This window comes from Synechocystis sp. PCC 7509 (genome assembly GCF_000332075.2).
Classification (GTDB): Bacteria; Cyanobacteriota; Cyanobacteriia; order Cyanobacteriales; family Chroococcidiopsidaceae; genus Aliterella.
Window position 1 is genome coordinate 1,856,075 of sequence record NZ_ALVU02000001.1, and the last position, 15,978, is coordinate 1,872,052.

The 15,978-nt window shown below is 41.2% G+C and carries 16 protein-coding genes; 7 read left to right on the forward strand and 9 right to left on the reverse strand.

The features are described from left to right. Positions 1-49 precede the first annotated feature (49 nt). The 3 genes from SYN7509_RS0209540 (at position 50) to SYN7509_RS29625 (ending at position 2,021) form a co-directional block, all read left to right on the forward strand. Complete coding sequence (locus SYN7509_RS0209540; protein WP_009633990.1) at positions 50-934, forward strand: serine/threonine-protein kinase; 885 nt, start codon at positions 50-52, stop codon at positions 932-934. A 78-nt stretch (positions 935-1,012) separates the two neighbouring features. Next, entirely contained in the window at positions 1,013-1,738 is a 726-nt protein-coding gene (locus SYN7509_RS0209545) for a hypothetical protein (protein ID WP_028954217.1), read from the forward strand. Between the two features lie 85 nt (positions 1,739-1,823). Beyond that, on the forward strand, positions 1,824-2,021 hold the full coding sequence (locus SYN7509_RS29625) for a hypothetical protein (protein ID WP_148297962.1): 198 nt from the start codon (positions 1,824-1,826) through the stop codon (positions 2,019-2,021). A gap of 36 nt (positions 2,022-2,057) precedes the next feature. Here the strand turns inward: SYN7509_RS29625 and SYN7509_RS0209550 are convergent, their stop codons facing one another. The 4 genes from SYN7509_RS0209550 to SYN7509_RS0209565 form a co-directional block, all read right to left on the reverse strand. Then, positions 2,058-2,945: a tetratricopeptide repeat protein gene (locus tag SYN7509_RS0209550; protein WP_009633992.1), complete on the reverse strand. Its 888-nt coding sequence runs from the start codon at positions 2,943-2,945 to the stop codon at positions 2,058-2,060. Positions 2,946-3,048: 103 nt separating this feature from the next. Continuing rightward, on the reverse strand, positions 3,049-4,722 hold the full coding sequence (locus SYN7509_RS0209555) for a TolC family protein (protein ID WP_148297964.1): 1,674 nt from the start codon (positions 4,720-4,722) through the stop codon (positions 3,049-3,051). Positions 4,723-5,053: 331 nt separating this feature from the next. Then, complete coding sequence (locus tag SYN7509_RS0209560; protein ID WP_009633994.1) at positions 5,054-6,700, reverse strand: ABC1 kinase family protein; 1,647 nt, start codon at positions 6,698-6,700, stop codon at positions 5,054-5,056. A 168-nt stretch (positions 6,701-6,868) separates the two neighbouring features. Further along, positions 6,869-7,930 carry a mannose-1-phosphate guanylyltransferase gene (locus SYN7509_RS0209565; RefSeq protein WP_009633995.1) on the reverse strand — a complete coding sequence of 354 codons (1,062 nt, stop codon included), beginning with the start codon at positions 7,928-7,930 and terminating at the stop codon, positions 6,869-6,871. 10 nt (positions 7,931-7,940) lie between these two features. Here SYN7509_RS0209565 and SYN7509_RS0209570 point away from each other — a divergent pair, with 10 nt between their 5' ends. Next, the gene (locus tag SYN7509_RS0209570; RefSeq protein WP_202807221.1) at positions 7,941-9,422 is read left to right on the forward strand and encodes an LCP family protein; all 1,482 of its coding nucleotides are present in this window, start codon (positions 7,941-7,943) and stop codon (positions 9,420-9,422) included. Positions 9,423-9,575: 153 nt separating this feature from the next. On the opposite strand, the gene SYN7509_RS0209575 is transcribed toward SYN7509_RS0209570, so the two are convergent. The 5 genes from SYN7509_RS0209575 to SYN7509_RS25540 form a co-directional block, all read right to left on the reverse strand. Beyond that, positions 9,576-10,421, reverse strand: coding sequence for a sugar phosphate isomerase/epimerase family protein (locus SYN7509_RS0209575; protein WP_009633997.1), 846 nt, complete (start codon positions 10,419-10,421; stop codon positions 9,576-9,578). Positions 10,422-10,446: 25 nt separating this feature from the next. Next, positions 10,447-11,331 (reverse strand): alpha/beta fold hydrolase, encoded by an 885-nt coding sequence (locus SYN7509_RS0209580; protein ID WP_009633998.1) that lies wholly within the window; start codon positions 11,329-11,331, stop codon positions 10,447-10,449. 62 nt (positions 11,332-11,393) lie between these two features. Next, complete coding sequence (locus tag SYN7509_RS0209585) at positions 11,394-11,561, reverse strand: DUF1427 family protein (protein WP_009633999.1); 168 nt, start codon at positions 11,559-11,561, stop codon at positions 11,394-11,396. Between the two features lie 47 nt (positions 11,562-11,608). Continuing rightward, the gene (locus tag SYN7509_RS0209590) at positions 11,609-11,908 is read right to left on the reverse strand and encodes a putative quinol monooxygenase (protein WP_009634000.1); all 300 of its coding nucleotides are present in this window, start codon (positions 11,906-11,908) and stop codon (positions 11,609-11,611) included. A gap of 111 nt (positions 11,909-12,019) precedes the next feature. Further along, on the reverse strand, positions 12,020-12,787 hold the full coding sequence (locus tag SYN7509_RS25540; protein WP_009634001.1) for a cupin domain-containing protein: 768 nt from the start codon (positions 12,785-12,787) through the stop codon (positions 12,020-12,022). A gap of 366 nt (positions 12,788-13,153) precedes the next feature. Between SYN7509_RS25540 and SYN7509_RS0209600 the strand changes: the two genes are divergently transcribed. The 3 genes from SYN7509_RS0209600 to SYN7509_RS0209610 all read left to right on the forward strand — a co-directional run bounded on the left by SYN7509_RS0209600 (position 13,154) and on the right by SYN7509_RS0209610 (position 15,976). Next, positions 13,154-14,176: a TRAP transporter substrate-binding protein gene (locus tag SYN7509_RS0209600; RefSeq protein ID WP_028954218.1), complete on the forward strand. Its 1,023-nt coding sequence runs from the start codon at positions 13,154-13,156 to the stop codon at positions 14,174-14,176. Positions 14,177-14,227: 51 nt separating this feature from the next. Beyond that, the gene (locus tag SYN7509_RS25545) at positions 14,228-15,226 is read left to right on the forward strand and encodes a WD40 repeat domain-containing protein (protein ID WP_009634003.1); all 999 of its coding nucleotides are present in this window, start codon (positions 14,228-14,230) and stop codon (positions 15,224-15,226) included. 201 nt (positions 15,227-15,427) lie between these two features. Continuing rightward, positions 15,428-15,976, forward strand: a complete 549-nt coding sequence (locus SYN7509_RS0209610; RefSeq protein WP_009634004.1) for a pentapeptide repeat-containing protein — start codon at positions 15,428-15,430, stop codon at positions 15,974-15,976. The last annotated feature ends 2 nt before the right edge of the window (positions 15,977-15,978 follow it).

The window sequence follows — 15,978 nt, forward strand, 5'->3', positions numbered from 1 at the left end:
ATTTACCTTCAGTGCAAATTATTACGTTTCATCAGTAACCCAATTTAGTATGAACAACGAACCTAGTAAATACAAACAACCCGAATCTAAATATTGCAATTTAGAGCTAGTAGGACAAGGACAATTTGGGCGGGTTTTTCGAGCTACTCATAAAATAAGCGGACAAGTAGTTGCGCTTAAAGAATTAGAAAAAACTCGCTTCCCCACTGCGAAGTTTTTACGAGAAATACACTTTTTGCTTAGTTTACAGCATCCTAATGTTGTTACTTTTCAAGGTTTAGAACATACCTCAACTGGCAGGTATTTAGTCATGGATTATTGTGAGGGAGGTAATTTACGCAGTTTAATGAACTTGGAAGGAAAACTGAGTTTATCTTTGAGCTTAAAGTTGGTTATTGATATTCTTGCCGGATTGGATCATATTCATAGCTGCAAGATTATTCACCGAGATATTAAACCAGAAAATATTTTGCTCAGTGTAGATACCACAGGTTGGATAGCTCGTGTTTCTGACTTTGGGATGTCTCGGCTCAATCACGAACTTTGCTCCGATAAGCAGGACGATTGTGCGGGTTCTCCTGCTTATATGGCTCCAGAGCGCTTTTATGGTCAGTATTCGCCAGCTTCTGACATCTATGCTGTGGGGGTCTTACTGTTTGAGTTAGTAGTAGGTTTGCGTCCCTTTTCTGGCTTACCTGGCGAACTATTGAAAGCTCATATAAATCAAGCATTGATACTTCCAGAAACCGTGCCTTTTTTGTTGCGCTCTACTATTACTAAAGCTATGCAAAAGCTACCATCTCATCGCTTTAAGTCGGCAATAGAAATGTTAAAATCTGTACAATTGGCGGCGCAAGTAGAAGTAACAAATACTAGCTTGACTCCAACAAAATCTCTATTTGATTTAACTTTTTCTAGTATAGAAATCGGCTAGTTTTAAATTATGTTGTCTATAGAGTTTTTTATTTTAATATACATTAACTAAATGCTGGTACGTCTGGCTACCAAAAATATGAATTTATCTTTTTCAACTTGTTATTATATCCGCAAAATACTTTTACAAAATTCTAAAGATTTGCAATGGACAATAGAGCAAAATAATGGTTTTTGCATGAATTCTTCTGAAAATTTAAAGCAACTTTTAGATAGTGTATATTTGGAAGACATTTTAGAACAGCTTTTACAACGGTTATATAGTGAAGAACACGAAGTGAGCATCAAAATACAGCAACTAGAAGCTTTGTGTTTAGCTCACCAAAAAATTGTCGAAAAAACCCTTGTCCAATCCCAAGAACTACTAAATATCCAACAGCAAATATTTTTGCTTTTAGGTTTTAAAAGAATTGAAGTTAAAATTGCCGAAATAGTTAATGCTGCTAACCAGCTTAGTAAATATAGTAGCAACTACTTAGGAACAAAACTAACTATAAATAATTGGCAATCAAATCGCCCTGGTACTGATTGGCTAAACAATTTTTTTGTTGATTCCTCGGCAAAATTTACTTTTTCGGGGACAATAGCTGAAGAAGTAGAAAGTTTTGAACAACTGCAATGGATACATAAGTGGGTTACAGCTTTTGTTGAACAACACACTAAAACTTTTCGGGATTTCCCTCAAACTATTGAGCAAAAAAAACTGGGTGAAGTAAAAAAAGGTTTACTATTAAATCGTGTTGGTGCTTACTCGGCTTGGTTAAATGTAGATACAAGACCGATACCAAAAACCCTTGTTTTTTAAATAGTGATTAAATTGCCGCCTGAGTTTCGATCCGACGGCGGCTAAATCCCAAAACGCGGCGCTAAAGCTAGTTCGCAATTATTTATTGCAGGAAAATCAATTTTATATCTCTCAAATAAATAATCATAGCGAAGCGCTATTATTTCGGTTCTATGGTCAAGAAATAGCGTTGCAGTCAGGAATGGGAGTAAGTACAAATATTAAAGTGCGATCGCGAACATTAATGAGTATCTTTACTGACTTATTTGCTAAAAACGCTAAAAACTTTAAGTTTATTCACTAACAATTACCAATCCACAAATTTATGGACTGGTAATGATTACGGTGTGGGAGCAGGATTCACGGCGGGTGGTGACGCGGGGAGTTCTTGCAAAGTAGAACGAATGCGAGGAGCCGCTAACAATTTTTTGGTATCGTCTAGTAACCGAGTTCCCCACAGGTTTTGTTTGAGAAACTCCAAATCGCCGTAGCGACTATCTATTTTTAAAGCCGCAACTCCTGCGGCTAAACCGCGCTGCAAGTCGCCTTGAGCGTAAAGAGCTACAGCTATAGCTAGTTGAGGTTCGGCGGCTTGCTTATCAATTTTTAGGGCATTTTGCCAAGAAGCGATCGCCCCTGGAGTATCTCCTTGCTCGTACTTGATCAAACCGATATTATTAATTGCTGGCCAAAATTTTTTATTTCCGGCTACGGCTTTATCATATTGAGAAATTGCCTCCGCCAAACGATTGAGCTTGTAGTAAGAATTACCCAAATCAAACAAAGCCTCTGGATCGTTGGGCTTGAGTGTTAAGCCTGCTAAGATATTGTCCACCGCCGCTTGGTACTGTTCTTGTCCAAAATTTGCCGAACCTAAAGCAAACAAAATTGCTGGATTTTTGGGATCTAAAGATTTTGCTTGTTGTAAAGGAGCAACAGCTTCGGTGAACTTATTGGTTTGCAAATACAAACCACCTAATAACAGCCACGATTGGTAACTTTTGGGTGCTAATTGAGTTGCTAATCTTGCTCGTGGTAAAGCTAATTCGTATTGTTGAAACTGTGCTAATTGCGCTGCTTCTTGGGCTAAACTTAAGCCTTGCTTTTCTAATTCTGCGCTATTGAGTTGCACGTTATAGGGAATAAGAGCTTGTCCGTTTGCTGGTAAACTTACTCCCCAACCACCAATCATAACCAGTAATGATAACCAATAATTCCGATTCGGCACAAAAACGCCTCAACCAACTTTAGTAAATATTTTGATCTTTATAGGGATTATGACACTAAATTATGCCGATTAAGCGTAACACTTCTTTGTATACTCACATTATTTACGGCAACGAGCCGGAACTAATTGCTCTATTCAAACTTGCCAAAGCTCGGTTGTAGTTTAAAATCGCCGTGACTCGATTCCCTTCTGCTTGAGTTAGGCTGTCTTCTGCATCAATTACTTCTGTTTGAATACCTACCCCAGCTTGAAAACGTAACCTTGCTAAACGCAAAGCTTCTCGTGCTTGCTCCAAACCAACAGAGGCAGTTTGAATATTAGCTAAGTTTGATTGCAAAGTGCTATAAGCTTGTTCTACCTCAAATCTTATTAGGTTACGAGTATCGGCAAAATTTGTTTCGGCGATCGCAATATTAGCCTCTTGCGCTCTAGCACTAGCTCTAGCTGCACCGCCATCGTACAAATTCCAACTTAGATTTGCGCCTATGGAGTAGTCATCGCCAAAACTTTCATCATCGTTAAAAGTATCGCTAATGTTGTAATTGGTGCTAACAGCAACTCTAGGTCTAATACCCGCCAAGGCAATCCGCCGATTTTGTTCGCTAATATTGCGTTGGACTAACTGTTGTTGTAGTTCTGCGCGATTTTGAAAAGCTGCAATGATGCTGTCTTCCAACGCTAAATTCCAAACCCCGGCAATTTCTACAGGATCTGAGGCGATCGCATTGGCGACTTGAGCTAAACTCAGACGATTTACCAACTGACGACGAGCAACTTGTTGGTCGCTTAACGCATTTGTCAACTCTTGATTGGCATTGGCAAGTTGCACTTGCGATTGCAAAACATCGAACCGAGTCCCTACTCCTGCTAGTTCTCGCGCCTGAGCATCGCGTAAACTAGCCTCGGCATTGGTAACGGCGGCTCTGTTAATGCGTACTTGTTCGTCTGCTTGTTGTAAGTCGTAGTAATCGTTAGATACATCTAAGCGTAGTTGCTCGGTTAAGCGTTCTACGTCTAATTGGTCGAAGCGTAGTTGTTCTTCGGCGGCTCGGATGCGGGCAGTTCTAGCCCCGGCGGTATAAACGTTATAACTTAGTTCTACCGTGCCACTTAAAGCGGTAGAACTCCCGGTATTATTTTGGTTGAGTTGGTTGAGTAATGGCGATAGTTGATCGTTGCTATTATCGGCGCTAAATACGTTGCTTCCGGTAGCATTTAACCCACTTTGGATAGTTAAAGCTGGATACTCCTCGGCTTGGGCTTCTCGCACGCTGGCGCGACTGCGTTCTAGAGTCAGCAAAGCAACTTGCAACTGTCGATTGTTGCGCCGTGCTAATTCCAATGCCTGTTGCAAGCTAATTCCTTCAGTGGCTTCTAGTCGCACTTCTTCCGGCTTAGTTGGAAATTGTAGCGGATTTGGACTAGGGTTAAGTTTGCTTGGGGCGGGAGTGTTGCGAGGCGAAAGCTCTGTAGTGGGGGGATTTGGCGATCGCAAATTTTGGGGAAATCCTGGGCTATTAGTGGGGGAATTTGGCGATCGCAAATTTTGGGGAAATCCCGGTGTATTTCTATTTGGCGATCGCGTTTGCGCTATGGTTGATTCTCGTACTTGTTTGATTTTCTGCCAAGAATTGCCCGCCTCCAGTTTAATAGTTTGAGGCTTGTTAGAAATGCCTTCACCCTTACCAGCCAATACCTGATTAGCCCGCACCGACTGATTCACCAATCCAACTACGGTAATAGCTAAACAAAAGCTATTAAATATTTGTCTCACCACTTCTCCTCACCTCAAAATCTTCTATGTCACAAATTACTCTAATTACTGATATGGTGCTAATTTTTTGGCAACATAGAATTTATAGAGCTTTATAAAGAACGCTTCTCAATTACTTTATAAGCATTACTAGCCTTGCGTAAAGAGATTTGTTTAATTAAGCTTCGCGTACTAAGTAAATTGTATACTTATTTATACAATATGCAATGAGGGAGCAAAAACATCGATATTTTTCTAACATTGATCTTAGATAGCCATACAAAGTAAAAGGCAATTAATAACTTTAAGTAGCCGCCAACTTTTATTAATTGATTTACGAGCTTTGCATTTTAGACTACTTTAAACCTCCAGAACGGATAATACTAAAAATTAGCCACAAGCCCAATAAACTAGCAGCAGCAAACAAGACGCTACTTGGTAAAGACAAATCCGTTGTTTGCGCCTTACTAGAAATAATTGCCGCTCCCATAATCAGCGAACCTACCAAAATACTAAAAGACAGGCGATTAGCCGAATCATCCAAGCTACGACGCAGCCCATCAAGCCCGCGCAACGATATATTCCACTGTAAAGTTTCAGAAGTTACCCGATCTAATAATAATTCAATGTGTCGTGGTGACTGGAGAGACAAACTTTTAATATCTAAGGCAGTTCTGAGCAGCGATTGGAGAGGATTCGCGCCTAATAATTGTCTCCTAAATAAATCGGTAATTAATGGTTTAATTTCATCTAATAAATTTACCTCAGGGTTGAATTTACGGGTGACCCCTTCTAAATTGGCTAAGGTTTTAGCGTACAAACCCAAATTACTAGGGAGGCGAATTTTATTGTTTCGAGCAACTTGTAAAACTTCGTAAAATACCTGACTAAAATTAATTTGGGAAAGACTCAAATTGTGGTATCTTCGCAACATTCGGTCGTAGTCATTTTCCAAACGTGATAAGATTACAGGTTGAGCCGAATCTGCCAATTGTAATGTTAGCTGGCTGCAACGTTGAGCATCAAGATCGACGATTGCTAACAACATTTCGGTTAAAATCTGCTGAGTGCGCGGGTCTAATCTGCCAACCATACCGCAGTCTAATAGAGCTACGCGTCCATCTTTGAGATAAAATAAATTGCCTGGGTGGGGGTCAGCGTGGAAAAAGCCATCAATATATACTTGCTGAAAAAAGCAACGAAATAGTAAAGAAGTAATTTGTCCGCGTTCAATACTAGAATCAATGCCATCGCGATCGCTATTTAATGTCGCCGATAGTAAAGGCCCTCCGTCTAACCACTCCATCACCATGATTTTTTCGGTAGTCAAAGACCAGAAAATCTCTGCTACCACCAAGCGTTTTGAGTCAAACCAGCGACTATCTGCCAAATTTTTCCGCAATTGGTCAGTAAAGCTTGCTTCGCGTTTAAAATCTAACTCTGCTTGCAAAGCTGTGGCAAATTCTTCAGCTAAGGAATCCACCTCGTAACTTTGCCCAAATTCAGTACGAGCAACCAAATCGGCTACACCGCGAATTAGGGCAATATCTTGAGCAACGGTAAGATCGATCCCCGGACGCTGCACTTTTACCGCCACTTCCCGACCATCGGTCAAAGTAGCGCGATGAGTTTGAGCAATTGAACCCGCCGCTACGGGAATAGCACTAAAACTAGAAAAAGTTTCATCCATTGGCTGAGTTAATTGTTGGCGCAATAGCACTTCAATATCTGCCCAAGGTACGGCGGGTACTTCGTCTTGAAGGGTTGACAGTTCATCAATATAAGCTGCGGGCAACAAATCCGGGCGCGTACTTAATAGTTGACCCAGCTTGACATAAACCGGGCCCAAATCTATCAAAATATTCCGCAATACCGCCGGAGTGGGCAGTTGGGGTTCGTCGGCTTTGCCACCAGTCAAAAGGCGGCGCATATAGTCCCAGCCATTGCGTAGGACAACTTCAATAATTTCACGTTGACGGGAAGTAGTTTGAGTTAAAAACACAAGTTGAGTTAAATAAAAGAAACAGTAGTTTTGAAAAGAAACTTACTAGGGACAAGTCAAACTATAACTAAAACAGTGCTGTAAGCCTGTTTCTAGCTAAGGGCGATCGCCTATCAAGATTGTTTGGTTGTAGCTTAAAAAGCCCTTTTAGTGCCTCTGTCAAGAGATTTATAATAAGTCTCTAAATTTTGGATCGCTCTCAAGCTTTTTCAAAACTTGTTTAATCTCTTGGGTGCGGTCTTTTTTGACAATTAAAGTCACATTGCGATCGCGTACTATTACCAAATCCTCTAGACCAATAGTCACAATTACCTCATTTTCATCGGTCGAGTACAGTAACGAGCCTGTGGTATCTAACCCTACGTGACTTGCAACTTCTACATTGGGTGCATCAGTTTTTAATAACCGCTCAATGGCGTTCCAATCGCCCAAATCGTCCCAGGCAAAGTCTACAGGCAATACATAGGCTAGTTTGGTTTTTTCCATCAAAGCGTAGTCAATACTAATTTTAGGTAAATTGGCATAAGCCGCCGCGCCTTGAGCAGCAATGGGTTTGATAATTTCGGGAGCGTGGGTATAAAGTTCATTGATAACTACCCCAGCTTTAAAAATAAACATCCCGCTATTCCAGCTAAAGCGCCCAGTAGCAATAAATGATTCGGCACTTTGGCGATCGGGCTTTTCGGTAAAACGATTGACGCGGTAAACAGGTAAGCCGCCAAAAGTCCCAGTTTGTTCCCCTTGCTCAATGTAACCGTAGCCTGTAGAGGGGTAAGTTGGCTTTACTCCTAAAGTGGCGATCGCTTCTTGGGTTGCCGCTAATTCTATCGCCGAGCGTAAAGTCTGTTGAAAACTAAGCGGATCTTCAATCCAAGGATCTGCCGGAAAAAAGCCGACAATTGCATCTTCTCCGTAACGTTTGGCAATTTCTAAAGTCGTCCAAGTAACGGCGGGAGCGGTGTCTTTGCCTTCGGGTTCGGCTAGGATATTCTCTTTGGGTAATTGCGGGAGTTGCTCCAGTACTCCTTCAGCTAAGGCACTAGACGTTACCACCCATAGCTTATCCCAGCCATCAGCCAGGGGTAGCAAGCGCTCGGCGGTGGCTTGGAGTAAACTTTTGCCGCTCCCATCCAAACTTAAAAATTGCTTGGGGCGATGCTTGCGACTGAGTGGCCAAAAACGTTCGCCTTTACCACCAGCTAAAATTACCGGAATCAAAGAGCTAGTCATAGTTAATTTATTGCCACGATTTGCAAGGATAGTTTACTTTACAAGTGGCAATATTAACAGCTTGCATTACTATACCTGTAGTGCGATCGCCAAGTTGGGGAGAATAGTTGTGGTTAAGGGAGTTCAGAGAACATACAATTCATCGGTGCGTTATGCTCAAAACAATTTCCGCGATCGCCAAGTGGTCAAACGCAGCTTAGGAACATTGCGCTATCGTCTATTGCTAATTTGGCGCAAAAATCCGTTGCTATCTTGGACTTGTTTAACTACCTTGTGCGTGTTGCTAGGAGCAAATACGGCTTTATTTGCCCCAATATGGAGCGATCGCCCGATTTTAAGTCAAGAGCAGCAATTGGCAGAATTATTAAACAAACAAGGTAATAAATCTGTATTGTTTGCCAATTCGTACCAAATAGCCCGACCAGTAAATATTTTAGTCTTGGGAATCGATCCGGTGGCGGAGATGAAAAGCGATTTTGCTAAGTCAGACATGACGGCAAATAGCGACGCAATGCTGTTGTTGCGGGTAAATCCAACCACTCAGTTAATTAAAGTTCTATCAATTCCCCGCTCTAGTATGGTAGTTTTGCCAGAAATAGGCTTAGGACAAATAACTCTAGCAAATGCTAGTGGTGCAGCTACAGCAACGCGGGTAGTAAGTAAAAGTTTAAATAATGTGCCAATTGACCGCTATCTTCGTATCCGCCCTCATGGATTGCGAGAATTGGTAAATGCTTTAGGCGGTATCGAAGTATTTGTGCCGCAATCAATGTCTTATCAAGATGCTAGTCAAAAGTTAATAATCAATCTAGAAAAAGGCTGGCAAACTTTAAATGGCGACGAGGCTCAACAATTTGCTCGATTTCAAGACAAGGAAAATGGCGATTTAGGACGGGTACAAAGACAGCAATTGCTAATTAAAGCTTTAAAAAATCGGTTGACAAATCCAGCAATTATCGTCCGCTTGCCTCAAATTGTTAGTATTGTCCAAAACTATGTAGATACTAACCTTAGTCCAGAGGAAATGCTAACTTTAGCAACTTTTGGCGCTAGATTAGATGCTCAAAATCTGCAATTGCTTATGCTACCAGGTAATCTTAGTTCGTTAAGCTTAGATCCTAGTAGTTATTGGCTCGACCCAGGCGGTCAAGATCGAGTGATGAGCGAGTATTTTGGGGCAAAAGTTCTGAGTACGCCCAAAGCGCGATCGCTCTCTACGATAAAAATTGCCGTCCAAAATGCGTCAGGTCAACCGAGTTTAAGCGATCGCGTTACAGATAAACTCAAGGCTCAAGGCTTAGAAAATGTTTATATAACTTCTGATTGGCAAGACCAATTAGCGCAAACAGAAATTGTTGTCCAGCGCGGCGACTTGAAAGCGGCTACCGAGCTACAAAAAGTTTTAGGTTTAGGTAAAGTTGAAGTAGAAGCTACGGGGGATCTTGATTCTTATTTAACCCTGCGTTTGGGTAAAGATTGGCACGATAACTAAATAGATTTGTTGTCTTACTCAAATAGGTATTTGTTCGATACGTCTATTTAGGCAAAATAACTTAGGAATTGGGAATTGGGAATTGGGAATTGGGAATTGGGAAGAAAATCATCATACTTTCAGCAATGCCAATAACTTTTTAAAAAGGGGTCTTTAATAGATTTTCTGTTGCTGTTTTAAAAATGCTAACCCTTCAAAAGCGATCGCTTCTGGAGTTGAAGCCAAGTCGCGCCAAGTCCGGGTAGCCGCAGCTAACTGTGGATCTTTGAAGTTAAAGCTTTCAATCACTATCCAGCGATCGTACTCAATTTTGTGCAAAACGGCAAAAATACCTTGCCAATCAATGTGACCAGTTCCAGGAATACCGCGATCGTTTTCGCAAACATGAACGTGCTTTACGTATTCCTTGGCGTTAAAAATCGCCTCCGCAATATTCTTTTCTTCAATGTTGGCGTGAAAAACATCCGCTAATAGACCAATATTAGGGTGATTGACCGCTTGGCAAAGTTCCACCCCATCATTAAGAGTATTTAAAAAGTAAGTTTGGTAACGATTGAGGGGTTCTATTGCTAATTGAACTCCATGCTGTACAAGGGTTTCCCCCAATTGCTGCAATCCTTCAATGGCAAACTGCCACTCTTTTTGGGTGCGACGGCGATCGCAAAAATAGCCAATGGGTGCAACTAGCGGGCCGACAAGGGTTGTTGCACCTAGGGTTACAGCTATTTCCACCGCCTGCTTTATAAAAGATATAGTTCGTTGTCGCACCCCAAAATCATCATCAATCAAGCTCAAACCCGCCGTCAATCCACAACAAAGGGTACACTCTAGACCATTATTTCTCAATTGTTCGCCAATCTTAGCCGCCGGAAAGTCATCAAATTGATACCGGGCAATTTCTACGCCGTCAAAGCCTTGCTCTTTAATTTGGGGCAAAATAGCGGCGTTTGATAGATCGAACGTCTTTGTCCACAAAAATGTATGAACGCCAAACTTCATTGCTAGAACTCTCTTTAGATTAAACTTATCGGGGTTTTGCTTGACCAAAAAAAGCCAGCAGTTGTGCGGTCAAATAGTCGGGACATTCTTCGCTGATGTAGTGACCGCAACCTTCAACTATGCCACCAGTAACGTTTTGGGCTACCAATTGCATAGTTTGTAGCATTTTCATTCCTACAGCTTTTTCGCCGCCTAAAGCCAGGACAGGCATTTTTAGCTTCGTTTTGGCGTACTCTTGGTTTTGAAGGCGATCGCAAAAAAAGGCGCGGTAGTAAGCAAATCCAGCTTGCATCGCTCCCGGTGCAGAGTAGCAACGCACATATTCATCAATATCAGCTTCACTAATTGCCCCAGAAACCACTGATTTATTTTTGAAAAACCAGGATAAATAAAGCTTTTCTCGTCCCGCCGTCAACATTTCTGGGAGATCGGGAACAGCATGGAAAACAAACTGCCAAGTTTTAGAATCGGGTGATAATTGAAATGCCTCGTCCGGTGAGATCCCAGGAATAGCCGCATCAAGAACAACCAACTGCGCGACATTCTCAGGGTAAGCCGCAGCATAGGCATAAGCTACCCAAGTACCAACATCGTGACCTACTAAAAAAATGTGTTCAAAGTTTAGGTAATCAACTAAGCCATAAATGTCTTTAGCAACCGTTTGGGTATCATAACCGTCTGCTGGTCGGTCAGAGTCCCCCAGTCCGCGCATATCAACCGCAATAACTGTGTAATGCTCTGCCAGCATCGGCATAATATAACGCCAGGCATACCATGTTTGCGGCCATCCTGCTAATAAAACAACGGGTTCGCCTTGTCCTCCCCTAACATAATGCAAATTAACACCATTAATATTTGCTGTGTGATGAGTAAATTTACTGGCATCTGTATCAATTAATGTTGCATTCATGGGGTGTTTTTTCCTTATTTATTAGCTTTTTTCTAGCTCACTTCAACTAGCAGAGCGATCGCCTATTGTGTAAAGTATTTACGCATCCATTGAAAGCAAAAGCCACCTAAAGTTAGTCCCGCAGCACCTACTAAGCCGACTGGTGGGGGTGCGGGTAATGGTAATTTCAGCCATTCAAAAATCACACCAACAACCCAACCTGCAACTAAAGCGAGGATAATTTCTTTCATTTATTTTTACTATCTATCGTCAATATATTAAAGTTGTTAAACGCCAGCTATAGTTGTTTTGTTTCCTTAACCTCATGAATTTTAATAGTTGGCTCTCCCTCAATCATTCCTGAAAACTTTTGCATAAAGTCTTGAAAGTGTAGGGTTTGAAAATGTTTGTCGATTGCTGCTTGCGCCTGCCATTCTTCAAAAAATAAAAAACAATTTTTGTTGCTGCTATCTTCGTATAGGTTGTAACTAATGCAACCTGCTTCCGCTCTAGACGGTGCAAACATACTGTGAGCAAGTTGGATTAGTTCTTCCCTTTTATCTGCTTTAGCTCTAAAATTTCCTGTTATCAAATACATAAAAAATCCTTCCCATTTATAGGCTTAAAAACTTCTAAATATTGTGGGCAAAGCTGGCTTTTAATTCTACAGCTTGCCCTTATAAAATGACGATTCAGTAATATAAACGAGCTATTTACAACTAACTACACCGTCCTTTGTTTGTCTTCCTTTAACATCAGGAGATAGTAAAGCTAATAACTCTTTAGCGTGGTTATCCCCCGTAGGAAATTTGTAGTCTGTAGAGTTTACATATTGGTAAAAGTCGGAACTTTGATTAATTCCGTATTTAGTCCCTTGAGATACAAATAAAGCTTTGTTTTTTGGATCGATTGCTGGTGGATTCGCTGGGTCTGGCAAAGGTTGACCTACTTCTTTGAAATAGTTAGTAATTCCTACTTTTGCATCATCTGGTGTCCAAATAAAAACTAGCTTCTGGGGCTTTTTGGTATTATTTACAAATCCGTGAACGTAGTATCTAGGCCCATAAAATAAGCTACGACGAGTAGTTTTAACCATATGTAGAAGTTCTTTGGGTGCATTGAGTCCTGGAACTACATTTAGATCGGGAAATGTATTGCTACCCATTTCTAAAGTCAATCCTCCCTTGGGGAAGTAAAACCACTCGTCGGTATAGTGGTGAATATGAGGTAGTGGCCCACCACCTGGGGGAACTGTAGCTTCCGCCATTACATATTTACCGCAAGTTGTTGCCCCAGTTTTTACAAAAGTAAATCTCTCTCCTGCTGGACCTAATATATGTAGAGGATTTTTATCAGCTATTACTTTGGGAAATTTAAACTTTGGCGTGGCAAAACTACCGTTTGCCATCACTAATATTAATGTAAAAGCTAATACTAAAACAATAAAAAATCTGGATTTAGTTACAGCTATTTTCATAGTTAATCGTCTCCTTATAATGCTTAAAGTTTTAATATTTTTTTGAATGTATACAACTAAACTAATACCTATTTTTTAGCTTAAGTTTGTAAAGGTATGTTAAAGCTTTGAGTAGTTAATTAAAAGCTTTGGAAGTAACTTTCATAAATAGTATTAGAATATTTTGTAAAATCTACTACTGTATATTTACTGAGATTTGAAACAGAAAAAAATAAGTTGCCGTGAATTTACTGGTTGTTATAAATAAAAGTAAATTTACGATGTTAGCTAACGATTATTTTGCAAGCGATCGCTCTAGGATCGTGAAGTAATAACTTAAAGGAGTTGTTATTTTTGCAATCCATCGCCCAACAGTTGAGAATCCAAATGAACAAAGCGATATCACGCCGTAGGTTTATAGCGATCGCAACGGCAACAACTACAAGTAGTTTGGCGATCGCGAGCAAAGCGCAAGCATCGGCACAATTTCACTGCAAACAATTTCACAATCAGCCCAAAGACAGCCCCTTACACAAGTCTTTAGTAGCTATGTGGGCAGCAGTCAAAACCGAAACTGGAGGACGATTTCAGGTACAAACCTTCGCGCAAAATAACAATATTCCTGGTAGCGATCCCCAAGCTCTAAAAATGCTCGTTGCGGGGGAACTAGAATTTTTTACATTATGGGGTGCAATACTCGGCGCGGTAGTCCCGGTAGCTGAAATCCAGGCATTGCCGTTTATATTCAAGAACCGTCAGCAAGTATTTAGCGTAATGGATGGTAAGTTGGGCGACTACTTACGCCAAGAAATGGCGCTTAAAGGGATTTATGGATTTCCCCAGGGGTGTTTTGAGAATGGCTATCGTCAAATCTCTACTAGCACCAAACCAATTAGTGACGCGGCGGATCTAGTAGGTTTGAAAATTCGTACACCTAGCTCTCAACTATTTAACGACTTTTTTTGCTCATTAGGGGCTGAACCAAAAACAATTAATTTTGAGCAGTTATACGGAGCGTTAAAAGATCGAGTCGTAGACGGACAAGATAACCCCATAAATGTCATCGAAACAAACAAGTTTTACGAAGTACAGAAGTACATGAGTATTACAAATCATATGTGGTCTGGGTTTAATCTGCTGGCAAATCTCCAATTTTGGCAAACTGTTCCTAGGGACATTCAAGAAATTATCCAGCGCAACGTTGTTAAGTATGTAGCCCGCCAGCGCGACGAAGTAAATTTGTTAAATCAACAACTAACACGCAAACTAACTACACGCGGCATGATTTTTGCCCAGACAGATACAACAAGCTTTCGCAGTCAACTAGCACCATTTTACGCCCGTTGGCGGCAGCATTTTGGGTCAACGGCTTGGAGTTTACTGGAAACGCAAGTAGGCTTGATTGGCTGATTTGAAAATCAATAATCAATTAATTACTTAATTAAAGGCGATCGCCCAAATATGTTTAAACTTTGTCAAACTTTAATGGTTAGTGCGATCGCCTTCGTGTCGATTGCGGAGATAAACCTAGCAGATTTGAGATTTGGGCAAAATCCCGCCATTAGCCAATTAAGTAGTTCAAACGCGATCGCCCAAAAGCTTGTCGAAAAAGCTAGTTTTAAAGCTCATCAGAGCGCAGTAATGCGGCTTAACTACAGTCCCAACGGTCAGCAGCTAGTTACAGCATCTCAAGATGGTACTAGCAGGTTATGGTCGCTTTCTGGGCAGCAATTAGCGCAGTGTATTGGGCATCAACGTCCAGTTTTTAGCGCTAATTTTAGTCCCAACGGTCAGCAAATTATTACGGCGGGCTACGATGGGACAGCAAGATTATGGAATCTTTCCGGGCAGCAAACAGCCAAGTTTGACAAACATTTAGCCGCCGTTGTCAGCGCTAGTTTTAGCCCAGACAGTAAGCTGATTGTCACAAGTTCCGATGATGGGACAGCAAGGTTATGGGATCTTTCGGGGCGACAACTAACTACAGTTGTTAGTCAAGGTGTAGTGAGAAACGTAGTTTTTAGTCCTAATGGCAAAACCATCGCTACAACCTCTGATGATGGCAGCGTCAGTATATGGAAGCTTTCGGGGCAATTGGTGCGGAAGTTTAACACCCGTCAAGGACGGCTCAACAGTATTAGTTTTAGTCCTGATGGGAAAGTAATCGCAACGGCGGGTTTTGATGGGACGGCTAGGTTATGGGATCTTTTGGGGCAACAACTAATAGTATTTAAGCATGGCGGCGGCTGGGTTAATGGCGTAAGTTTTAGCTCGGACAGTAAGCTAATTGCCACAGTTGCCGATGATGGGATAGCTAGAGTTTGGCATCGCTCAGGAAAACTATTAGCCGTTTTTGATAGCCATCAAGGTAGACTTAGCAGCGTAAGTTTTAGCCCCATCACTGGGCAAATTACGATCGCTGGCATTGATGGTACAGTCAAGTTGTTAGACCTACTTTAAAAATCATAAGTGAACGTTGTAGGGGCGCAAGGCATTGCGCCCCTACGGCTAATGTTTATAAATCAAATGCGATCGCTATAGCTAGGGTTTAGGCAAGTAAACGCATCGGTTTTTACTTAAATAACTACAGCCTAGTAATTAATCCATTTCCAGCGCTAAATTGCTACTGTAGGGCTATCTTTACCTGCTTGGGACTACCGTATGTTTTTAACTTTTGGGCGATCGCTAATATGTAGAGATGTCTTAAAAAAAGCTTTATTACGTTTGCTGGGTCTAATTCTAATTTTAAGTCTGGCTTGGTTATGGGTATTAATAGCGGCAAAACCAGCTTTAGCCCAAGATAATACAATTAATTACAACAATGCCAATTTACAAAACCGTGATTTTTCCCACACTAATTTAATTGGTGGGGTATTTGTCGCCGCAGAAATGCGAGGGGCAAATTTTCAAGGTGCAGATTTAACCAATGCAATTATGACCAAAGGTGTTTTACTGGGAGCAAATTTAGAAGGGGCGAACCTTTCGGGTGCATTAGTCGATCGCGTAACTTTGGATAATGCCAACTTAAAAAATGCTATTTTTACCGATGCAACCTTAACTCGTTCTCGGTTTTTTGATGCTGATATTACGGGCGCAGACTTTAGTAATGCTTTAATTGACAGGTATCAAATAAATTTATTGTGCGATCGCGCGACTGGAACAAATCCCGTTACAGGGATAACTACAACAGAGAGTCTAGGTTGCAAATAAGT

Excerpts from the sequence above, each read along its gene's own strand:
- SYN7509_RS0209580 (WP_009633998.1), bottom strand. The coding sequence starts at position 11,331 with ATGAATGCAACATTAATTGATACAGATGCCAGTAAATTTACTCATCAC.
- SYN7509_RS0209600 (WP_028954218.1), top strand. The coding sequence starts at position 13,154 with ATGAACAAAGCGATATCACGCCGTAGGTTTATAGCGATCGCAACGGCA.
- SYN7509_RS0209575 (WP_009633997.1), bottom strand. The coding sequence starts at position 10,421 with ATGAAGTTTGGCGTTCATACATTTTTGTGGACAAAGACGTTCGATCTA.
- SYN7509_RS25545 (WP_009634003.1), top strand. The coding sequence starts at position 14,228 with ATGTTTAAACTTTGTCAAACTTTAATGGTTAGTGCGATCGCCTTCGTG.
- SYN7509_RS0209540 (WP_009633990.1), top strand. The coding sequence starts at position 50 with ATGAACAACGAACCTAGTAAATACAAACAACCCGAATCTAAATATTGC.
- SYN7509_RS0209565 (WP_009633995.1), bottom strand. The coding sequence starts at position 7,930 with ATGACTAGCTCTTTGATTCCGGTAATTTTAGCTGGTGGTAAAGGCGAA.
- SYN7509_RS25540 (WP_009634001.1), bottom strand. The coding sequence starts at position 12,787 with ATGAAAATAGCTGTAACTAAATCCAGATTTTTTATTGTTTTAGTATTA.
- SYN7509_RS0209590 (WP_009634000.1), bottom strand. The coding sequence starts at position 11,908 with ATGTATTTGATAACAGGAAATTTTAGAGCTAAAGCAGATAAAAGGGAA.
- SYN7509_RS0209610 (WP_009634004.1), top strand. The coding sequence starts at position 15,428 with ATGTTTTTAACTTTTGGGCGATCGCTAATATGTAGAGATGTCTTAAAA.
- SYN7509_RS0209585 (WP_009633999.1), bottom strand. The coding sequence starts at position 11,561 with ATGAAAGAAATTATCCTCGCTTTAGTTGCAGGTTGGGTTGTTGGTGTG.
- SYN7509_RS0209545 (WP_028954217.1), top strand. The coding sequence starts at position 1,013 with ATGAATTTATCTTTTTCAACTTGTTATTATATCCGCAAAATACTTTTA.